The 15,603-nt window shown below is 43.9% G+C and carries 13 protein-coding genes and 1 pseudogene; 3 read left to right on the top strand and 11 right to left on the bottom strand.

The annotated features are described in order from the left end of the window. Positions 1–26: 26 nt before the first annotated feature. On the top strand, positions 27–1,745 hold the full coding sequence (cysI, locus tag SB660_RS16185) for an assimilatory sulfite reductase (NADPH) hemoprotein subunit (RefSeq protein WP_410583318.1): 1,719 nt from the start codon (positions 27–29) through the stop codon (positions 1,743–1,745). 26 nt (positions 1,746–1,771) lie between these two features. Here the strand turns inward: cysI and SB660_RS16180 are convergent, their stop codons facing one another. The 10 genes from SB660_RS16180 to SB660_RS16135 form a co-directional block, all read right to left on the bottom strand. Continuing rightward, a complete protein-coding gene (locus SB660_RS16180; protein ID WP_410583316.1) occupies positions 1,772–3,706 on the bottom strand; it encodes an AMP-binding protein in 1,935 nt (644 codons plus the stop codon). Positions 3,707–3,719: 13 nt separating this feature from the next. Beyond that, entirely contained in the window at positions 3,720–5,243 is a 1,524-nt protein-coding gene (locus tag SB660_RS16175) for an acyl-CoA carboxylase subunit beta (protein WP_410583314.1), read from the bottom strand. An 18-nt stretch (positions 5,244–5,261) separates the two neighbouring features. Beyond that, the gene (locus tag SB660_RS16170) at positions 5,262–6,044 is read right to left on the bottom strand and encodes an enoyl-CoA hydratase (RefSeq protein ID WP_410583312.1); all 783 of its coding nucleotides are present in this window, start codon (positions 6,042–6,044) and stop codon (positions 5,262–5,264) included. A gap of 15 nt (positions 6,045–6,059) precedes the next feature. Next, positions 6,060–6,965 (bottom strand): hydroxymethylglutaryl-CoA lyase, encoded by a 906-nt coding sequence (locus SB660_RS16165; RefSeq protein WP_306012219.1) that lies wholly within the window; start codon positions 6,963–6,965, stop codon positions 6,060–6,062. Positions 6,966–6,977: 12 nt separating this feature from the next. Then, the gene (locus SB660_RS16160; RefSeq protein ID WP_410583310.1) at positions 6,978–7,193 is read right to left on the bottom strand and encodes an acetyl-CoA carboxylase biotin carboxyl carrier protein subunit; all 216 of its coding nucleotides are present in this window, start codon (positions 7,191–7,193) and stop codon (positions 6,978–6,980) included. After that, positions 7,190–8,539 (bottom strand): acetyl-CoA carboxylase biotin carboxylase subunit, encoded by a 1,350-nt coding sequence (locus SB660_RS16155; RefSeq protein WP_323641839.1) that lies wholly within the window; start codon positions 8,537–8,539, stop codon positions 7,190–7,192. The genes SB660_RS16160 and SB660_RS16155 overlap by 4 nt, the downstream gene beginning before the upstream one ends. A gap of 8 nt (positions 8,540–8,547) precedes the next feature. After that, positions 8,548–10,185 (bottom strand): AMP-binding protein, encoded by a 1,638-nt coding sequence (locus SB660_RS16150; protein WP_410583308.1) that lies wholly within the window; start codon positions 10,183–10,185, stop codon positions 8,548–8,550. A 42-nt stretch (positions 10,186–10,227) separates the two neighbouring features. Next, a complete protein-coding gene (locus tag SB660_RS16145; protein WP_058015592.1) occupies positions 10,228–11,370 on the bottom strand; it encodes an acyl-CoA dehydrogenase family protein in 1,143 nt (380 codons plus the stop codon). 159 nt (positions 11,371–11,529) lie between these two features. Beyond that, positions 11,530–13,068 carry a glycoside hydrolase family 10-like protein gene (locus tag SB660_RS16140; RefSeq protein ID WP_410583306.1) on the bottom strand — a complete coding sequence of 513 codons (1,539 nt, stop codon included), beginning with the start codon at positions 13,066–13,068 and terminating at the stop codon, positions 11,530–11,532. Positions 13,069–13,092: 24 nt separating this feature from the next. Continuing rightward, a complete protein-coding gene (locus SB660_RS16135; RefSeq protein ID WP_323641843.1) occupies positions 13,093–13,980 on the bottom strand; it encodes a tyrosine-protein phosphatase in 888 nt (295 codons plus the stop codon). 90 nt (positions 13,981–14,070) lie between these two features. Between SB660_RS16135 and SB660_RS16130 the strand changes: the two genes are divergently transcribed. Further along, positions 14,071–14,823, top strand: coding sequence for a DeoR/GlpR family DNA-binding transcription regulator (locus SB660_RS16130; protein WP_169056639.1), 753 nt, complete (start codon positions 14,071–14,073; stop codon positions 14,821–14,823). A gap of 43 nt (positions 14,824–14,866) precedes the next feature. Continuing rightward, positions 14,867–15,004 (top strand): annotated as a pseudogene (locus SB660_RS16125) (tautomerase family protein); the annotation flags it as partial. Positions 15,005–15,012: 8 nt separating this feature from the next. Here SB660_RS16125 and SB660_RS16120 read toward each other — a convergent pair. Further along, positions 15,013–15,591 (bottom strand): branched-chain amino acid aminotransferase, encoded by a 579-nt coding sequence (locus SB660_RS16120; RefSeq protein WP_410583304.1) that lies wholly within the window; start codon positions 15,589–15,591, stop codon positions 15,013–15,015. Positions 15,592–15,603: the final 12 nt, after the last annotated feature.

Below are 15,603 nucleotides of genomic sequence, written 5' to 3'. Positions count from 1 at the left end.
CTTGAAAGAAAGGAGCTTTTACTTACATGGTGAAGACAGCATTAACAGCGCCGGATGGACCTCCGAGCGACGTAGAAGAAATCAAAGAAAAAAGTGATTATTTACGGGGTACGTTAAAAGAAGTAATGCTTGATCCGATTTCAGCGGGAATTCCTGATGATGACAACCGTCTGATGAAACATCACGGCAGTTATTTACAAGATGATCGAGACCTCAGAAATGAACGGCAGAAACAAAAACTTGAGCCAGCCTATCAATTTATGCTGCGCGTACGCCTGCCTGGCGGAATCGCCACATCTAAGCAGTGGCTTGTGATGGATGAGCTTGCTCACAAATACGGAAACGGTACGTTAAAGCTGACTACTCGTGAAACCTTTCAGCTTCACGGTATTTTAAAATGGAATATGAAAAAAACCATTCAAGACATTCATTCTACTATGCTTGATACAATTGCTGCTTGCGGCGACGTGAACCGGAATGTCATGTGTACATCAAACCCCTATCAATCAGAAGTGCACCATGATGTATACGAGCTGGCGAAAAAATTAAGTGATGACCTGCTCCCACAAACTAGAGCTTATCACGAAATTTGGCTTGATGAGGAAAAGGTTGCGGCAACGCCAGATACGGAAGTTGAACCGATGTATGGTCCGCTTTATTTGCCAAGGAAATTCAAAATTGGTGTGGCAGTCCCTCCTGCTAACGATATTGATGTCTTTTCGCAGGATTTAGGCTTTATTGCCATCATCGAAAATGAGCAATTGATCGGCTTTAATGTCGCAATTGGCGGCGGAATGGGTATGACTCATGGTGATACAGCGACCTATCCTCAGCTTGCAAAAGTGATTGGCTTTTGTACACCGGAACAGGTTGTAGAGATTGCGAAACAAGTGATTACCATTCAGCGTGACTACGGAAACCGTTCCGTGCGAAAAAATGCCCGCTTTAAATATACGGTGGACCGCCTTGGTCTTGAAAATGTAAAAGAAGAGCTTGAGCGCCGCCTTGGGTTTACTCTGTTAGAGGCAAAGAATTATCACTTTGATCATAACGGTGACCGTTATGGCTGGGTAAAAGGCATTAATGGCAGATGGCATTATACGATGTTTGTGGAAGGCGGACGCATCACAGATTATGATGATTATCCACTGATGACAGGCATCCGTGAAATTGCCAAGGTGCATACGGGTGACTTCCGTTTAACCGCCAATCAGAATTTAATCATTGGGAATGTCACAACTCATAAAAAGAAACAAATCGAACAGCTGATTCAGAAGTTTGGTTTATCAGACGGCCAGCAACACTCCGCGCTGCGCCGCAGCTCAATGGCTTGTGTTTCTTTGCCAACATGCGGCTTAGCGATGGCAGAAGCAGAGCGCTACCTTCCACGCTTGATTGACAAAATTGAAGAGATTGTCGAAGAAAACGGCTTAAGTGATAAAGAAATCACGATTCGTATGACTGGTTGTCCAAATGGATGTGCCCGTCATGCGCTAGGTGAAATTGGCTTTATCGGGAAATCACCTGGCAAATACAACATGTATCTTGGCGCTGCGTTTGATGGCAGCAGATTAAGTAAGCTATACCGTGAAAATGTTGGTGAGGAAGACATTTTAAACGAACTTGGCTCTCTTCTCCCCCGCTATGCAAAAGAACGAGAAAACGAAGAACATTTCGGTGATTTTGTCGTTCGAGCAGGTATTGTCAAAGAAACAACAGATGGCACGAATTTTCATGTGCAATAAAAAAGACAGGAGCCTTCCTGTCTTTTTTACTTTTTCCGTTTCTTATTTAAGTATTCGGTCAGGCTTTTATACACATCTGGGTTGTCTAATGAAGAAAGGTCTGGTGAAGTCTGCTCTTCATACGCCGCTTTTAGTAAACGGCGAACAATTTTTCCATTCCTTGTTTTTGGTAAAGCTGAAATGAGATGAACTTCTTTTGGCTTGAGCGCTTTTCCGGCATGTGAACCAACATGTGCTGAAAGCTCTTGAATGAGGGCTGCTTCTTCAAAAGCATGCGGACTGGTCACGATGAAACATACGAGCGCCTCCCCTTTCACCTCATCCTTTACCCCAATGACAGCAGCCTCATGCACGGCAGGATGTCTAACAAGGATGGATTCAATTTCAGCTGGCCCGATGCGTTTCCCTGCTGTATTAATGACATCATCCGATCTGCCTGTGATGTGGAATTCACCGTCCTCTGTTTGCATAACCCAATCTCCGTGTGTCCATACGCCTTTAAATCGTTTGAAATACGTGTCTTCATAACGCTCCGGTTCGTTCCAAAAACCACATGTCATGCCGACCCATGGCTTTTTCACCACAAGCTCCCCTACTTCATTCATCACGCTTTGCCCGGCTTCATTGTATACATCTGCTGCCATTCCTAAGATCGCCGCATTAAAGAGAATCGGTTTGATTGGTCGAAGCAGCGTACTGCCTACAATGCCCCCAGAAACCTCAGTTCCTCCTGAATAATTTAAGATCGGAATGTTTCTTTGACCAATGGTGTTAAATAACCATTGCCACGGCGTTTCATTCCACGGCTCTCCAGTAGAAATAATGGCTTTGACATGCGGCAGTTCGACCCCATCAATCGTTTGCTGCATCGCAGAACGAATAAATGTGGGTGAAAGTCCAAAATGAGTGACTTTCTGCTGATGAATAAACGACCAGAGCTGCTGTTCATCTGGATAATCGGGAGCGCCGTCATATAAAACGATGGCAGCTCCATTGATTAAGCCGCCAAAGACGAGGAATGGCCCCATCATCCAGCCCATATCAGTCAGCCAAAAAAGCCGGTCTCCTTTTGCAACATCCATACATAGACCCGCATCAAAAGCCGCTTTTATCGGAAAGCCCGCGTGTGTATGAACGGCTCCCTTTGGCGTACCAGTTGTGCCTGATGTATACAAGATCATAAGCGGGTCTTCATTATTCACATAGGTCGTGCCGGCTATCGGCTGTTCTTTTAACAACTCATTCAACCGGACATCGTCTTGATATCCGGTATTAGCGGAAGTGTGCACAATCACTTTTTGTACTGTTGTTGTTTTGTTGATGGCATCAGCGACACATTCTCGCATGTTGATCGTCTTCCCTCGGCGCATCATTTCGTTCCCTGTGACGACAATGGATGCGCCTGACGCGCGAATGCGTACAGCAAGAGGCTCACTTCCATAGCCTGAGAAGACTGGGCTAAAAATGACACCAATCTTTGCAAAGGCAAGCATGACAGCGACCGTTTCTGGAAGCATCGGCATATATACGATCGCTACATCCCCTTTTCGAAGCCCTTCTTTCAAAAAGCCAGCTGCAAGACGGCACACTTTCTCTTGAAGTTCAAGAAATGACCATTTCTTTTCTTCACCGGCTTCATTGCTCCAAATGATGGCGGGTCGATGCTTCGTCTCTTCTTTTTCTGCCCATTTGTCCACGGCCGTTTCGGTGATGTTTAATGTGCCGCCCTGATACCATTTCGGCCACATGAATGAGTGCTGACCTAATGCTGCTTCATATGGCTTTTTCCATTGAATGCCGACCGCCTTTTCGGCTTCTCTCCAAAACCAGTCAGTGCGATCAATACTGGCTTGATAGAATGAGTGGTACGTAGAAAAACCAAGAGATTTCATCCACTGATGCAAACGTGTTTTTTGAATCTGCTTTTCTTCCGGTATCCATTCTGGTTTCAGGTTGATCATAAAGACGCCCCCTTTAGACCGGATAGACCGGATGTTTTCGTTTAGTAAATATCATTTCTTTCGATGTATAAGCTAGTAATCGATGACAAAGTTCCGTTCTTAGACGGTCAAACGGGATGACGCCATCGACAATCATTTCAGAGGCAAGCTCATAGATATTCATATCTTCTTGGTATTCCTTCCGTTTCTCTTGTATAAATGCCGCTCTCTCTTCGGGTGGGAGTTCTGCAATTTTATTTGCGTAGACGGCATTTACAGCGGCTTCTGGACCCATCACAGCTATTTGCGCCGATGGAAGAGCAAGGCAGCAGTCCGGCTCAAATGCTGGGCCTGCCATTGCATATAGTCCTGCCCCGTATGCTTTACGGACGATGACGGATATTTTCGGAACGGTCGCTTCTGACATAGCTGAGATCATTTTCGCTCCATGACGAATAATGCCGGCTTGTTCTACTTTTGTCCCAATCATAAACCCCGGTATGTCCGCAAGAAAGAGCAGCGGGATATGAAAGGCATCACATAACTGAATAAACTTGGCGGCTTTATCAGCTGAGTCGTGGAATAAGACGCCGCCTTTTACCCTTGGTTGATTGGCAATCAGACCGACAGGCTGCCCGTTCATTCTGCCAAAGCCGGTAATTAACTCTGCGGCAAACAGCTTTTTGATTTCAAAAAATGACCCTTCATCAATGAGTAAATCAATGAGTTGATACATATCAAATGGGGTATTCTGGCCTTTTGGGATTAAGTCTTGGATGGTGGTTTCAGATGGTTTAGGTGCTTTTGCTGCTGTCGTTTTTGGTTTTTCTGTATAGTTGGCAGGCATATAGGTTAAATAATCACGTGCAATTTGAATAGCCTCTTCCTCCGTTTTGGCTAAAATATCTCCGCATCCAGACGTGCTGCAATGCATTTTCGCACCGCCCATTTCCTCAAGTGATACTTTTTCACCGATCACCATTTCAGCCATTCGTGGTGAACCTAGATACATGGAAGCATTTCCTTCGACCATGACGACAATGTCACAAAAAGCAGGAATATATGCACCGCCGGCTGCAGATGGACCGAAGAGTAAACAAATTTGCGGGATACGTCCAGACAGCTTGACTTGGTTATAAAAAATGCGCCCTGCTCCTCTTCTGCCTGGGAACATTGCGATCTGATCGGTGATTCTTGCACCCGCAGAATCGACTAGATACAGCATCGGACAATTGAGCTTCTCGGCCGTTTCTTGAATTCGAATGATTTTTTCTACTGTTTTGACGCCCCACGATCCTGCTTTAACCGTAGAGTCATTTGCCATGACGCAAACAGTCATGCCATTCATACGCCCGGTTCCTGTGACGACACCATCTGCTGGTAAGTGTTCATCTTTGCACTCTGCAAACATGGCATCTTCAATGAAAGAATCCTCATCTAAGAGCAAATGAAGCCGATCACGGACAAATAATTTTCCTTTTTCTTTGTTTTTTTGATGATAGCGTTCTGCCCCGCCCTTTTCAATTCGATGTTTCTTTAATTCATATTCCTCGATCATAACCATTCCCCTTTCTTGCTACTTCCCTCTGTAATGAGGCATTCGTTTGTCTTGAAAAGCCTTGAGACCTTCCAGTCGATCTTCTGTATGAATAAGCCTCATATAGGCTTCATATTCTTTCATCAGACCAGTTTGCAAATTGTGATCAAGGCTGGATTGAATGGCTTGTTTTGCTTCTTTTAAAGCAATCGGCCCATTCTTGGTGATTTGTTTTGCGAGTGAGATGGCATCATTCATCAGTGAATCGGCTGTAGAGATGCGTTCAATCAGCCCAATTTGAACGGCTTCTTCTGCTCGTAAAGAGCTGCCTGTAAAGATCATTTCTTTTGCTTTCCCGGGTCCGATCAGGCGCGGGAGTCTTTGTGTGCCCCCTGCTCCTGGCAGGATAGCTAGTCCTGTTTCCGGCAGGCCGAGCGCTGCACCCGCTCTTGCGATGCGGAGATCACAGGCGAGCGCGAGCTCAAGACCTCCGCCAAGTGCGTGTCCGTTTATCACGGCAATGACAGGGACAGGCAAGGATTCAATGTCTGTAAAGGTTTGCTGAATGATGAAGAAGGCTGCTTTGGCTTCTTGTTCTGTCATCAATCGCCGTTCTTTTAAGTCTGCTCCTGCGCAAAAAACTTTAGCGCCAGCTCCTGTAATGAGCAAACAGCGGATATTTTCATCATGTTTAATTTCTTGAATCGTTTGATTGATTTCCTCTAGCATAGCAGCTGATAGAGCATTGGCTTGTGCTGGTCTGTTTAAGGTCATGATGCCAATGTGATCATCTTGTATTGAAAAATTGACCAATGATGTCATGTGATTCACCCTTTATCAAGTAGTGTGAGACTGAAAAGCGCGTAAACAGTGACTTGGCAGGGTTCGATCCACTTTTGCTTCAATCCATTCAGCCGCTTTAATCAAGCGAGGGAGGTCGACATTTGTTTCGATCCCAAGTTTGTGAAGCATGTGCACCACGTCTTCTGTCGCCACGTTTCCGCTGGAGCCAGGTGCATAAGGACAGCCCCCAAGCCCCCCGCTAGAGGCATCAAAAATGGTGATGCCTGCTTTTAATGCCGTATAAATATTGGCAAGGCCCATTCCTTTTGTATCATGAAAATGAAGAGCGATTTTATCAGCAGGAAAGCGTTCAAGTAAAAGGTCTAACCGCCTTTCTACTTGCAGCGGATGGGCTTCTCCAATGGTATCTCCGAGTGATATTTCATCAATGCCGTAGGACAGCAGGTGCTCTGTTAATCGCAGCACTTGATCCATCGGCACTTGTTTTTCATAAGGACAGCCAAACACGGTAGAAATATATGCCCGAGTTTGCCGTCCTTCTGCTTTTAAATCGGCTGTCATTTGTTTCATCACAGGCAGTGTTTCTTGTATAGTTCGATTCATATTCTTTTTGTTGTGTGTCTCACTCGCTGAGATAAACATAGCCCCTACCTCAAGGTTTGCTTCGAAAAAATGAGCTAATCCTTTTTCATTTGGGATGAGTGCGGCATAGGTGATATCATCTTTTTTGTTTAATGATTGAGCTAATTCTTTGGCGTCTTTTAAGGATGGTACCCATTTCGGATGGACAAATGAGGTGACCTCAATATAGGGAAGACGGGCTTCTTCGAGTAAATGGATCCATGTTCGCTTCTCCATTGTGTCCAGCCAAACAGATTCGTTTTGCAGGCCATCGCGCGGGCCGACCTCTCTAATGAGCACGTTTTTTGGTAAAGCCATGCTGCTTCCCCCCTATTCTGTCAGCTCCAAGAGCACCTCACCCTCGTCAACAAATTCACCTTCCGCTTTATACACTTTACTGATTACACCTCTTTCTTCTGCGACAATGGGAATCTCCATTTTCATTGATTCTAAGATGGCGACTTCCTGTCCTTTTTGCACTTCATCGCCCTGTTTCACAAGAAGCTTCCATAAGTTTCCGGCCATTTGTATCGTGACGGTTCTCATGAACGGTTTTCCTCCCTTTTTTTCATCAGATAATCGGTCGTAATGCTCCCCTGTAAAAAGGCAGTAGATCCGGCCATTTCTTTTAAAAGCGGCAGATTGGTTTTGATCCCTTCTATTTCATATGCGTGTAATGCCGTTTTTAATCGTTCTATTGCAAGGTTCCGTGTATCACCGTACACAATCATTTTCGCAATCATCGGATCGTAAAATGGGGTAATGACACTGCCGCTCGTTACGCTTGACTCATGCCGGATATATGGGGCGTCAGGTGTAGAAAGTTGAGTGATCGTACCTGGTGACGGATAAAATGTCACAGGGTCTTCAGCGTATATTCGGACTTCAATGGCATGCCCGATTTGATGAATGTCCTCCTGACTGAAGGACAGGGGCTCTAATGCTGCAACTTTCAGCTGCTCCTCGACAAGATCAATACCTGTAATTTCTTCTGTGACAGGGTGTTCTACTTGCAATCTCGTGTTCATTTCTAAGAAATAAAATTGCTGGTTTTGATCGACTAAACATTCAATTGTGCCCGCATTTTCATACCCAATCGCTTTGGCAGCTTTGATGGCCATTTGCCCCATTTGCTGTCTCACGGTGTCATCAAGACAGACGGCAGGTGCTTCTTCAATAATTTTCTGATGTCTTCTTTGGAGTGAACAATCTCTTTCAAATAAGTGAACGCCGTGACCGAACGAATCAAAAAGAACTTGAATTTCTATGTGCCGTGCGTGTTCAATCACCTTTTCCATGTATAAAGTACCGTCATGAAAGAAGCTTTGTGCCCTTTTTTGATTTCCTTCAAATGCTCTATACAGCTCTTCATCGTTGCGGACGAGCTGCATACCAATCCCGCCGCCGCCGCTCGATGCCTTTAGCATAACGGGATAGCCGAGTGACTGTGCTTTACTAACCCCTTCGTCTGCATCATGAAGCGGAGCTGAAACACCTGGAACGATTGGAATGCCCGCTTGTTCCATCGTTTTTCTCGCTTCAATTTTATTCCCCATCTGCTGAATGACTTGTGCAGATGGTCCAATAAAGACAATGCCCTCGCTTTGGCAGCGCTTAGCAAATGCTGCATTCTCTGATAAAAGACCATAACCTGGGTGGATGGCATCTGTATTTGTTTGTTTGGCAATGGTGATGATTGCTTCCATGTTTAAATAGCTTTCAGATACTCTAGCGCCACCGATATAATAGGCACTGTCTGCTTCTTGCACATGAAGTGCATGCTGATCAGCCTCTGAATAAACAGCAACAGTTTTTATTCCGAGTCGTTTACATGTCCGAATAATTCTACGGGCAATTTCGCCTCGATTGGCGACCAATACTTGTTCAAACATCGCTGCCTTCACTCCTTTATTAGATCAAGCGCCTGCTCTTTCAAGCGAAATTTCTGAATTTTGCCTGAGGCGGTCATTGGGTACTCATCTGTAATGAAAAAATATTTCGGGATTTTGTAGCGTGCCATTTGCGACTGACAATAGTTCGTTAAGGTCTCAATTGAGATCGACTTCCCTTGTTTCAGCCGAATGAATGCGGCTGCTTCCTCGCCATATGTCTCGTCAGGAATACCAACGACCTGTGCGTCAAGAATGGCAGGGTGAGTGTATAGGACATCCTCAATCTCTTTTGGGTATACATTCTCTCCGCCTCTGATGATCATATCTTTGAGCCGGCCTGTGATTTTTACATAGCCGTCGTGATCCATCTCAGCTAAATCCCCTGTATGAAGCCATCCGTCCTCATCAATGACTTCATTTGTTGCTTCTTCGTTTTTATAATAGCCTTTCATGACATGGTAACCTCTTGTGCAAAGCTCCCCTTGCTGTCCTCTTGGCACTTCTTTTGACGTTCCTGGCAAGGTGATTTTTACTTCAATGTGAGGAAGCGCACGTCCGACCGTTTGAACTCGTCGTTCAAACGAATCATCGGTTCTTGTTTGGGTAATGACAGGTGAGCTTTCGGTCTGACCATAGGCAATTGTAAGTTCTCTAAGCCCCATTTTTTCAATCACTGCTTTCATGACATGGGACGGGCAGAGTGAACCGGCCATAATTCCCGTTCGTAATGTAGACAGATCATAAGAGTGGAAATTTGGATGATCGAGCTCTGCGATGAACATGGTCGGCACACCGTGAAGGACAGTGCATTTTTCTGTTTCAACTGTTTGCAGGACTCGTTCTGGATGAAAAGATTCAAGTGGAATGATCGTTCCCCCTTTTGTGAGACAAGCAAGTACACCAAGAACGGAGCCGAAGCAATGAAAGAATGGCACAGGGATACACATACGGTCTTGCTCTGTTAATTTCATACAATCTGCGATTTGACCGGCATTACAGACAATATTCGTATGACTGAGCATCACTCCTTTTGGATAGCCTGTTGTGCCTGAGGTATATTGCATATTAATGACGTCATCAGGCGTGAGCTCATCCATTCGCTTCTCCCACTCTTGATCCTCGGTTCTTTTCGCAGCCATTTGTATACTATCCCAGCTGCGCATACCGGTTGGAACATGCTGACCAATATAGACGCAGCTTTTCAAATAAGGGAATGATGAGGAGGTGATCACATCTTGATTAGCGGTTTGAAGCTCTGGAATCAGCTCTTCAAGCATGTTGACATAGGACGTTTCTTTAAATCCGTCTACAATAAACAACATTTTACTGTCAGAATGCTTGAGTAAATACGCGAGTTCCTGTGATTGAAAATTGGTATTCACGGTGACAAGAACAGCACCAATGGAGGCGCAGGCGAATTGCAGAATGAGCCATTCAGGTACATTTGGTGCCATGATGGCGATATGATCTCCCTTTTGAATCCCTAATGCCATGAGACCTTTACCTGTTTCCTTGACCTCGTGATAAAACGCTTCATATGAATAACGTAAAGAACGTTCTGGGTAAACAATGGCTTCATGTGCTGGATGCTGTTCTTTTTTCTCTTTTAACAGGGAGCCGATCGTTTGCGGGTAAATCGACATCATTGCTTTCCTCCCTCATGAATAGTAAGCGTTTTCATTAAGGTATTACGCTAACAGCTGTCTTGCGATCACGAGACGCTGAATTTCAGAGGTTCCTTCTCCGATTTCCATCAGCTTGGCATCTCTCACCAGCCGTTCAACTCCGCATTCTTTCATATAGCCTGTTCCGCCATGAATTTGGACCGCATCAAGACTTGCTTTAGTCGCCATTTCTGAAGCAAAAAGTTTGGCATAGGCCGCTTCTTTTGTAAATGGTTTGCCTTGATCTTTCAGCCAAGCAGCTTTCCAGACCATTTGTCTTGCAAGCTCTATTTGCATCGCCATATCCGCCAGCTTAAACTGAATGGCCTGGAAGGATGAGAGCGTCTGCCCAAATTGCTTTCTTTCTTTTGCATAGGAAAGTGAAGCATCAAGTGCAGCTTGCGCAATTCCGACAGATAAGGCAGCAATGGAAATTCGTCCGCCGTCCAATGTATATAAAAATTGCTTGAATCCTTTCGACTTATCTCCTAATATGTGATGAGCCGGTACACGCACTTCGTCTAAAATGATCTCAGCCGTATCTGAACCGCGAACCCCCATTTTGTCATATGGGTTTGTAATTGAAAGTCCCTTTTGCCCTTTCTCTACAATAAAAGCGGAGATGATCGGACGTCCGTTTTCATCATGATCCGTCACAGCGGTGACAATAATTGTTCTGGCAAAATTGGCATTTGTGATCCAGCACTTCTCTCCGCTGATCACATATTCTTGTCCGTCTTTGATGGCTTTTGTTTTTGTTCCTTTTGCATCTGATCCGGCGTTTGGCTCTGTTAATCCGAAGGAACCGAGTGCTGTTCCAGAGGCTAACGGAACAAGATGGTCCATCTTTTGCTCTTCCGTACCGAAGTAATAAAGGGGACTTGCGCCTAAGGAAACTGCTGCGGCATAACTAAGCCCTGTACTCGCACACTGCTTTCCAATTTCCTCGACTGCTAGTGCATACGAGATCGTATCTCCTCCCGACCCTCCATATTTCTCTGGAAAGGGTATACCCATAAAACCGAGCTCCCCCATTTTCTGAAATGTTTTCTCTGGAAAAATCGCCTGTTCATCAATCGTTTGAGCGTGTGGTGCAATTTCTGTTTTTGCAAATTCTTTGACCATCTGACGGATCATTTGCTGCTCTTTCGTTAATTCAAAATCCATTGTGCTTCCCCCTTTGGCGCTTTTCTATCATATTTATTAATCAAGTAGCTGCTTCATGCCAAGCTTGATTGAATTCAGAAAATTAAAATAAGAATAGTAGAAAAATAGAGAAAGCAAAAAAGCATAAATGGAGGAAACCCCTCATTTATGCTGTCTTTGTTATTTTACTGTTTTTGTAGAAGGTTTACTTTCATGATGAAGGCGATTGAGTGCCGTCACTTTATAGGTATAGCTCTTCTTTTGATTTGCTAAAATGTCTTTCGTTTGTGTGAAGGAACCTGTTTCTTTTCTGACCGTTCGCACAAATTCGTATGTCCCTTTATTCGACAATCGATAGACTGCATAATAGGATGCACTAGAGCGTGGATCATTTTGTATCTGTAAAACTGCGCCATCCTCTGTCTTTTTCACAGATTGGATGATTGGTTTTTTAGGAGCCTTTTGATGAAGCCATGGCATCTCTGGAATGAGGGCTGGTTTGATATAGGTTTCTTCTATTAATCGTTTCTTTACATTCAAGGGGTTTCGATTGATATCCTTCAGACTAAAATGCATGCTTCCCTGGATGAGCTGTGACTGCCTGTTCAGCTTGATCTGGCGGAAATACTCTTCAGGATCAGACCAAGTAGGATCACTGTTTTGATTGATTTTATAAGTCGCTTGACCAATGTATAAGTGAACAGGCTGCCCCTTCACCTCATTTGACCACCATTTCGTCAGTACATCATAGGCAGCGGGCTGAAAGCCGATGCTCCAATAAATTTGCGGGGTGATATAATCAATATGGTGCTGCTGTATCCACTCTCTTGTATCAGCATATAAATCATCATAATTGGTCATCCCTGCTGTTGTACTCGAGCCAGTCGGGTCGTCTTTGATATTACGCCATACCCCGAATGGACTAATACCAAATTTCACATATGGCTTTTCTTTCTTAATGGTGTCATTAATCTGCTTCACTAATTGATTCACATTATCTCTTCGCCAATCTTCTATATGTGTAAATGCTTTTTTCCCATATGTTTCATACGTTTCTTGATCTGGAAATGGCACACCCGCTATTTTATTTGGGTAAAAATAATCATCCATATGCACCGCATCAATATCGTAGTTTTTCACCACTTCCTCAATGCCGTCAACAATGAAATCCTGAGCATCAGGAATGCCTGGATTAAAGTACAGCTGATTTCCGTAGGCGATCGTCCAATCTGGGTGCGCTCTTGCAGGATGATCGGCTGATAATCGGTTGAGATCGGTATGATTCATTGTGATTCGATAAGGGTTAAACCAAGCATGAAATTCAAGGCCTCGTTTATGTGCTTCTTCTACCATAAATTCAAGCGGGTCATACCCAGGGTCTTTCCCTTGCGTACCAGTCAAATATTCAGACCAAGGCCCGAATTTCGACGGATAAAAGGCATCTGCTGTTGGTTTAATTTGCATGATGATGGCATTCATATTCATCGCCTTGATCTCGTCTAACAGTTGAATGAACTCTTGCTTCTGCTCTTCGGCGGACAGCCCTTTCTTTGAAGGCCAATCTAGGTTATACACTGATGCGACCCACACGGCACGCATCTCTCTTGTGCTCTCAAGCTTCCCTTTTGGCATTGAACGAGCTAGACTGCTAGAAGGAATCAATAAGAATACACACATAAAAACCAATGTCAGAATCGTCATACTCATCTTTTTCAGCATGTTTTGCACCACCTCATATCAAGTTTATTCTGCGTTTTGTGATGGAATGCCAGCAGATGGTGTAAGCAAGATGTTTTTCATTTCTATCAGCTGAGCTTTGGGAACCCCGCAGGCTTCTAGTAAATACTGCTCTGCACTTCCGTATGTATCTATCATCTCTTTTAGTACATCCTCAAGATAATCTTGCTGCACACCAAGCAGCGGTTGAACTTGTTCTTTTGACACCCGGTATAAACTCATCATGCGAACAAATCGTTCTTGCCTTTTCACTAGTATTCGCACGCCTTCGTTGGAACGCATGTATTCATTTAAAACGGTATACACTGGCACACCTGCTGCTAATTGTATAAGAGCAGATAAAAAGCCTGTGCGGTCCTTTCCGCTTGTACAGTGAAGCATAAGCGGATAATTTTTTTCATCAGACAGTAATGTAAACAATTGCTGAATTTCTTCTTTTCGCTCATTGAGCATGCTTTGATATAAATCTTTCATGATCGGCGTAAAGGATAGAGACTTTCCTTCTGCTACCAGCATTCGAAACATGGCCCATTTGCTAGGCATCATGCTGTCAGGCTGCATAGGGATATGAACAATTTTATCGTGTTCCATGATCTTTGGTGGGTGTGATTTTCTTTCTGAGCTAGTACGCAGGTCACAAATCGTTTGAATTCCAAGTGTCGAGAAGGTCAATATGTCTTGTTTAGTGAGACGGGATAAATCGGCAGATCGATACAACATTCCTTGTTTAATCACCATCTGATCGGTTGTTTGAAGGCCCCCTATCTCTCTAAAATTTGCAAGCTTTGAAAACTGTATGTTGTGCTGATTCATAGAAGTGAAAATCCTTTCTGTCCTCTTTTCTCTATCATACGCTCTTATGAAAAATGAGAAAAGATAAGAGAAAAAGATCATTCGATTCTCCCATGTTGATCCGTGACATCTTTTACGTGGAATTATTGTTATAATAAAATCAGCATATTCGTATTGATTGGAGATTATAGCATGATAAAAACAAAACGTATTCAGCAAATAAAAGAGTATGTATTTGACCGGGAATCTGCCTCTCTTGATGAGCTTGTGGCGCATTTTGGCGTCTCAAAAAACACAATACGCCGAGATGTACAATCATTGGTAGAATCCGGCGTGCTAAAGAAAGTCTATGGCGGTGTGGCTGTGAATCACTCCACATTAGTCGTGTATCAGGAGCGAAAGACTCGTCAGCTGAGTAAAAAACAACTCATCGGACAGACTGCCGCCGCATTTGTTGAACATGGTGATATGATTTTTGTTGATTCTGGTACAACGACGCTGGAGATGCTTCCTTATTTGACGGAGAAACAGATCACCGTTGTGACAAATAACGTGGATTTCATTACACAGGCTATGCCGTATGAACACCTCACCATCTTTTCGACCGGCGGTATGCTAGAGCGAAAAACAAATTCTTTCGTTGGTTATCAAAGTGTTGAGCGTCTAAAAGCATACAATGTCAATAAAGCATTTATTGCGTCAACGGGTTTATCCATTGATCACGGCGTGACGAATTCCTCCCCGCTTGAGACTGATATTAAAAAGACACTCGTTGAAAAAAACGCCAAAACCTTCTTATTAGTTGATGATAGTAAGTTTGATCATTATGCCTTGACCACGTTTTGTGACTTAAAAGATATCGACATCGTGGTGACCAACGAGCAGCCAAATGAAGATTACCTTCAATATGGAAAAGAGCATGATGTAAAGTTTGTCACGCCTTAGTCCAAAGCGAAAAAGCCAAACGTCAGTGTTTTGGCTTTTTTCTTATGCACAAATCGCAGAACGTGTAGAAAAAGAATGCGGGGTTGCCAAAACGGATGTGATGATCTCCATTGTGGAAAATGGAGACGCCGATTGGAGCTTCGGGATGGGTGAGGCTCAATTCATAAAAGGATTGCTCTAAAAAACGGCTCAGGAATTTGAGCCGTTTTTTGATTCATTCTTTTCAAGCTGCATCAGCAATCGGAATAAAAAGCGGTACATTGACGTGATGACACCAATAAGAGGCGTATCTTCCTCGATGTCATCAAGCTCAAGAAGGGGCAGATTCACATCAAATAAGCCGTCTTGACCATTAAATTGGAGCTGAGCACCATGTAAGGCAGAGAATATGTCTTTTAGCTGTCCTGTCTCTTTTTTCTGACGTTTGAATCCGAATAATACTGTATACGTTTGGAATACTTCATCCCATTCAATGGCCAGTCCATCGACTTCCACCACTTCAAACCACTTCGACTCAATATAAATGAATTCTTTTTGTTGTTTTTTTACATATGTAAGAGGGGTATTCAAAAAGGACGCTTTTTCAGTTTGAATCATTTCCTCCGATTCCTTGTCCACTCGTTCTATATAAACATCAGCAAAGCGTGCTTCTTCTGTCATTTTTGCCCCTTCTAGCTGCCAATTTTGACGTGCGGCTTCGTTATATTCAAAGTCTGTGAGCGCCTGCCCTTCTTTCAATAAATCTTGTAAGCGATTTTGCAGTGACATGACTGTGTCTCC

Source organism: Bacillus sp. SIMBA_005, assembly GCF_046535585.1.
Lineage (GTDB): Bacteria > Bacillota > Bacilli > Bacillales > Bacillaceae > Bacillus > Bacillus pumilus.
This window is presented reverse-complemented; position numbering and strand designations above follow the sequence as displayed.

Coding starts and splice junctions, on each gene's coding strand:
- SB660_RS16175 (WP_410583314.1), bottom strand. CDS start 5,243: ATGATCGAGGAATATGAATTAAAGAAACATCGAATTGAAAAGGGCGGG.
- SB660_RS16160 (WP_410583310.1), bottom strand. CDS start 7,193: ATGAGAACCGTCACGATACAAATGGCCGGAAACTTATGGAAGCTTCTT.
- SB660_RS16140 (WP_410583306.1), bottom strand. CDS start 13,068: ATGCTGAAAAAGATGAGTATGACGATTCTGACATTGGTTTTTATGTGT.
- SB660_RS16145 (WP_058015592.1), bottom strand. CDS start 11,370: ATGGATTTTGAATTAACGAAAGAGCAGCAAATGATCCGTCAGATGGTC.
- SB660_RS16165 (WP_306012219.1), bottom strand. CDS start 6,965: ATGGCTTTACCAAAAAACGTGCTCATTAGAGAGGTCGGCCCGCGCGAT.
- SB660_RS16180 (WP_410583316.1), bottom strand. CDS start 3,706: ATGATCAACCTGAAACCAGAATGGATACCGGAAGAAAAGCAGATTCAA.
- SB660_RS16155 (WP_323641839.1), bottom strand. CDS start 8,539: ATGTTTGAACAAGTATTGGTCGCCAATCGAGGCGAAATTGCCCGTAGA.
- SB660_RS16120 (WP_410583304.1), bottom strand. CDS start 15,591: ATGTCACTGCAAAATCGCTTACAAGATTTATTGAAAGAAGGGCAGGCG.
- cysI (WP_410583318.1), top strand. CDS start 27: ATGGTGAAGACAGCATTAACAGCGCCGGATGGACCTCCGAGCGACGTA.
- SB660_RS16130 (WP_169056639.1), top strand. CDS start 14,071: ATGATAAAAACAAAACGTATTCAGCAAATAAAAGAGTATGTATTTGAC.
- SB660_RS16150 (WP_410583308.1), bottom strand. CDS start 10,185: ATGATGTCGATTTACCCGCAAACGATCGGCTCCCTGTTAAAAGAGAAA.
- SB660_RS16135 (WP_323641843.1), bottom strand. CDS start 13,980: ATGATCTTTTTCTCTTATCTTTTCTCATTTTTCATAAGAGCGTATGAT.
- SB660_RS16170 (WP_410583312.1), bottom strand. CDS start 6,044: ATGACATCATTGGTCAATTTTTCAATACAAGATGATCACATTGGCATC.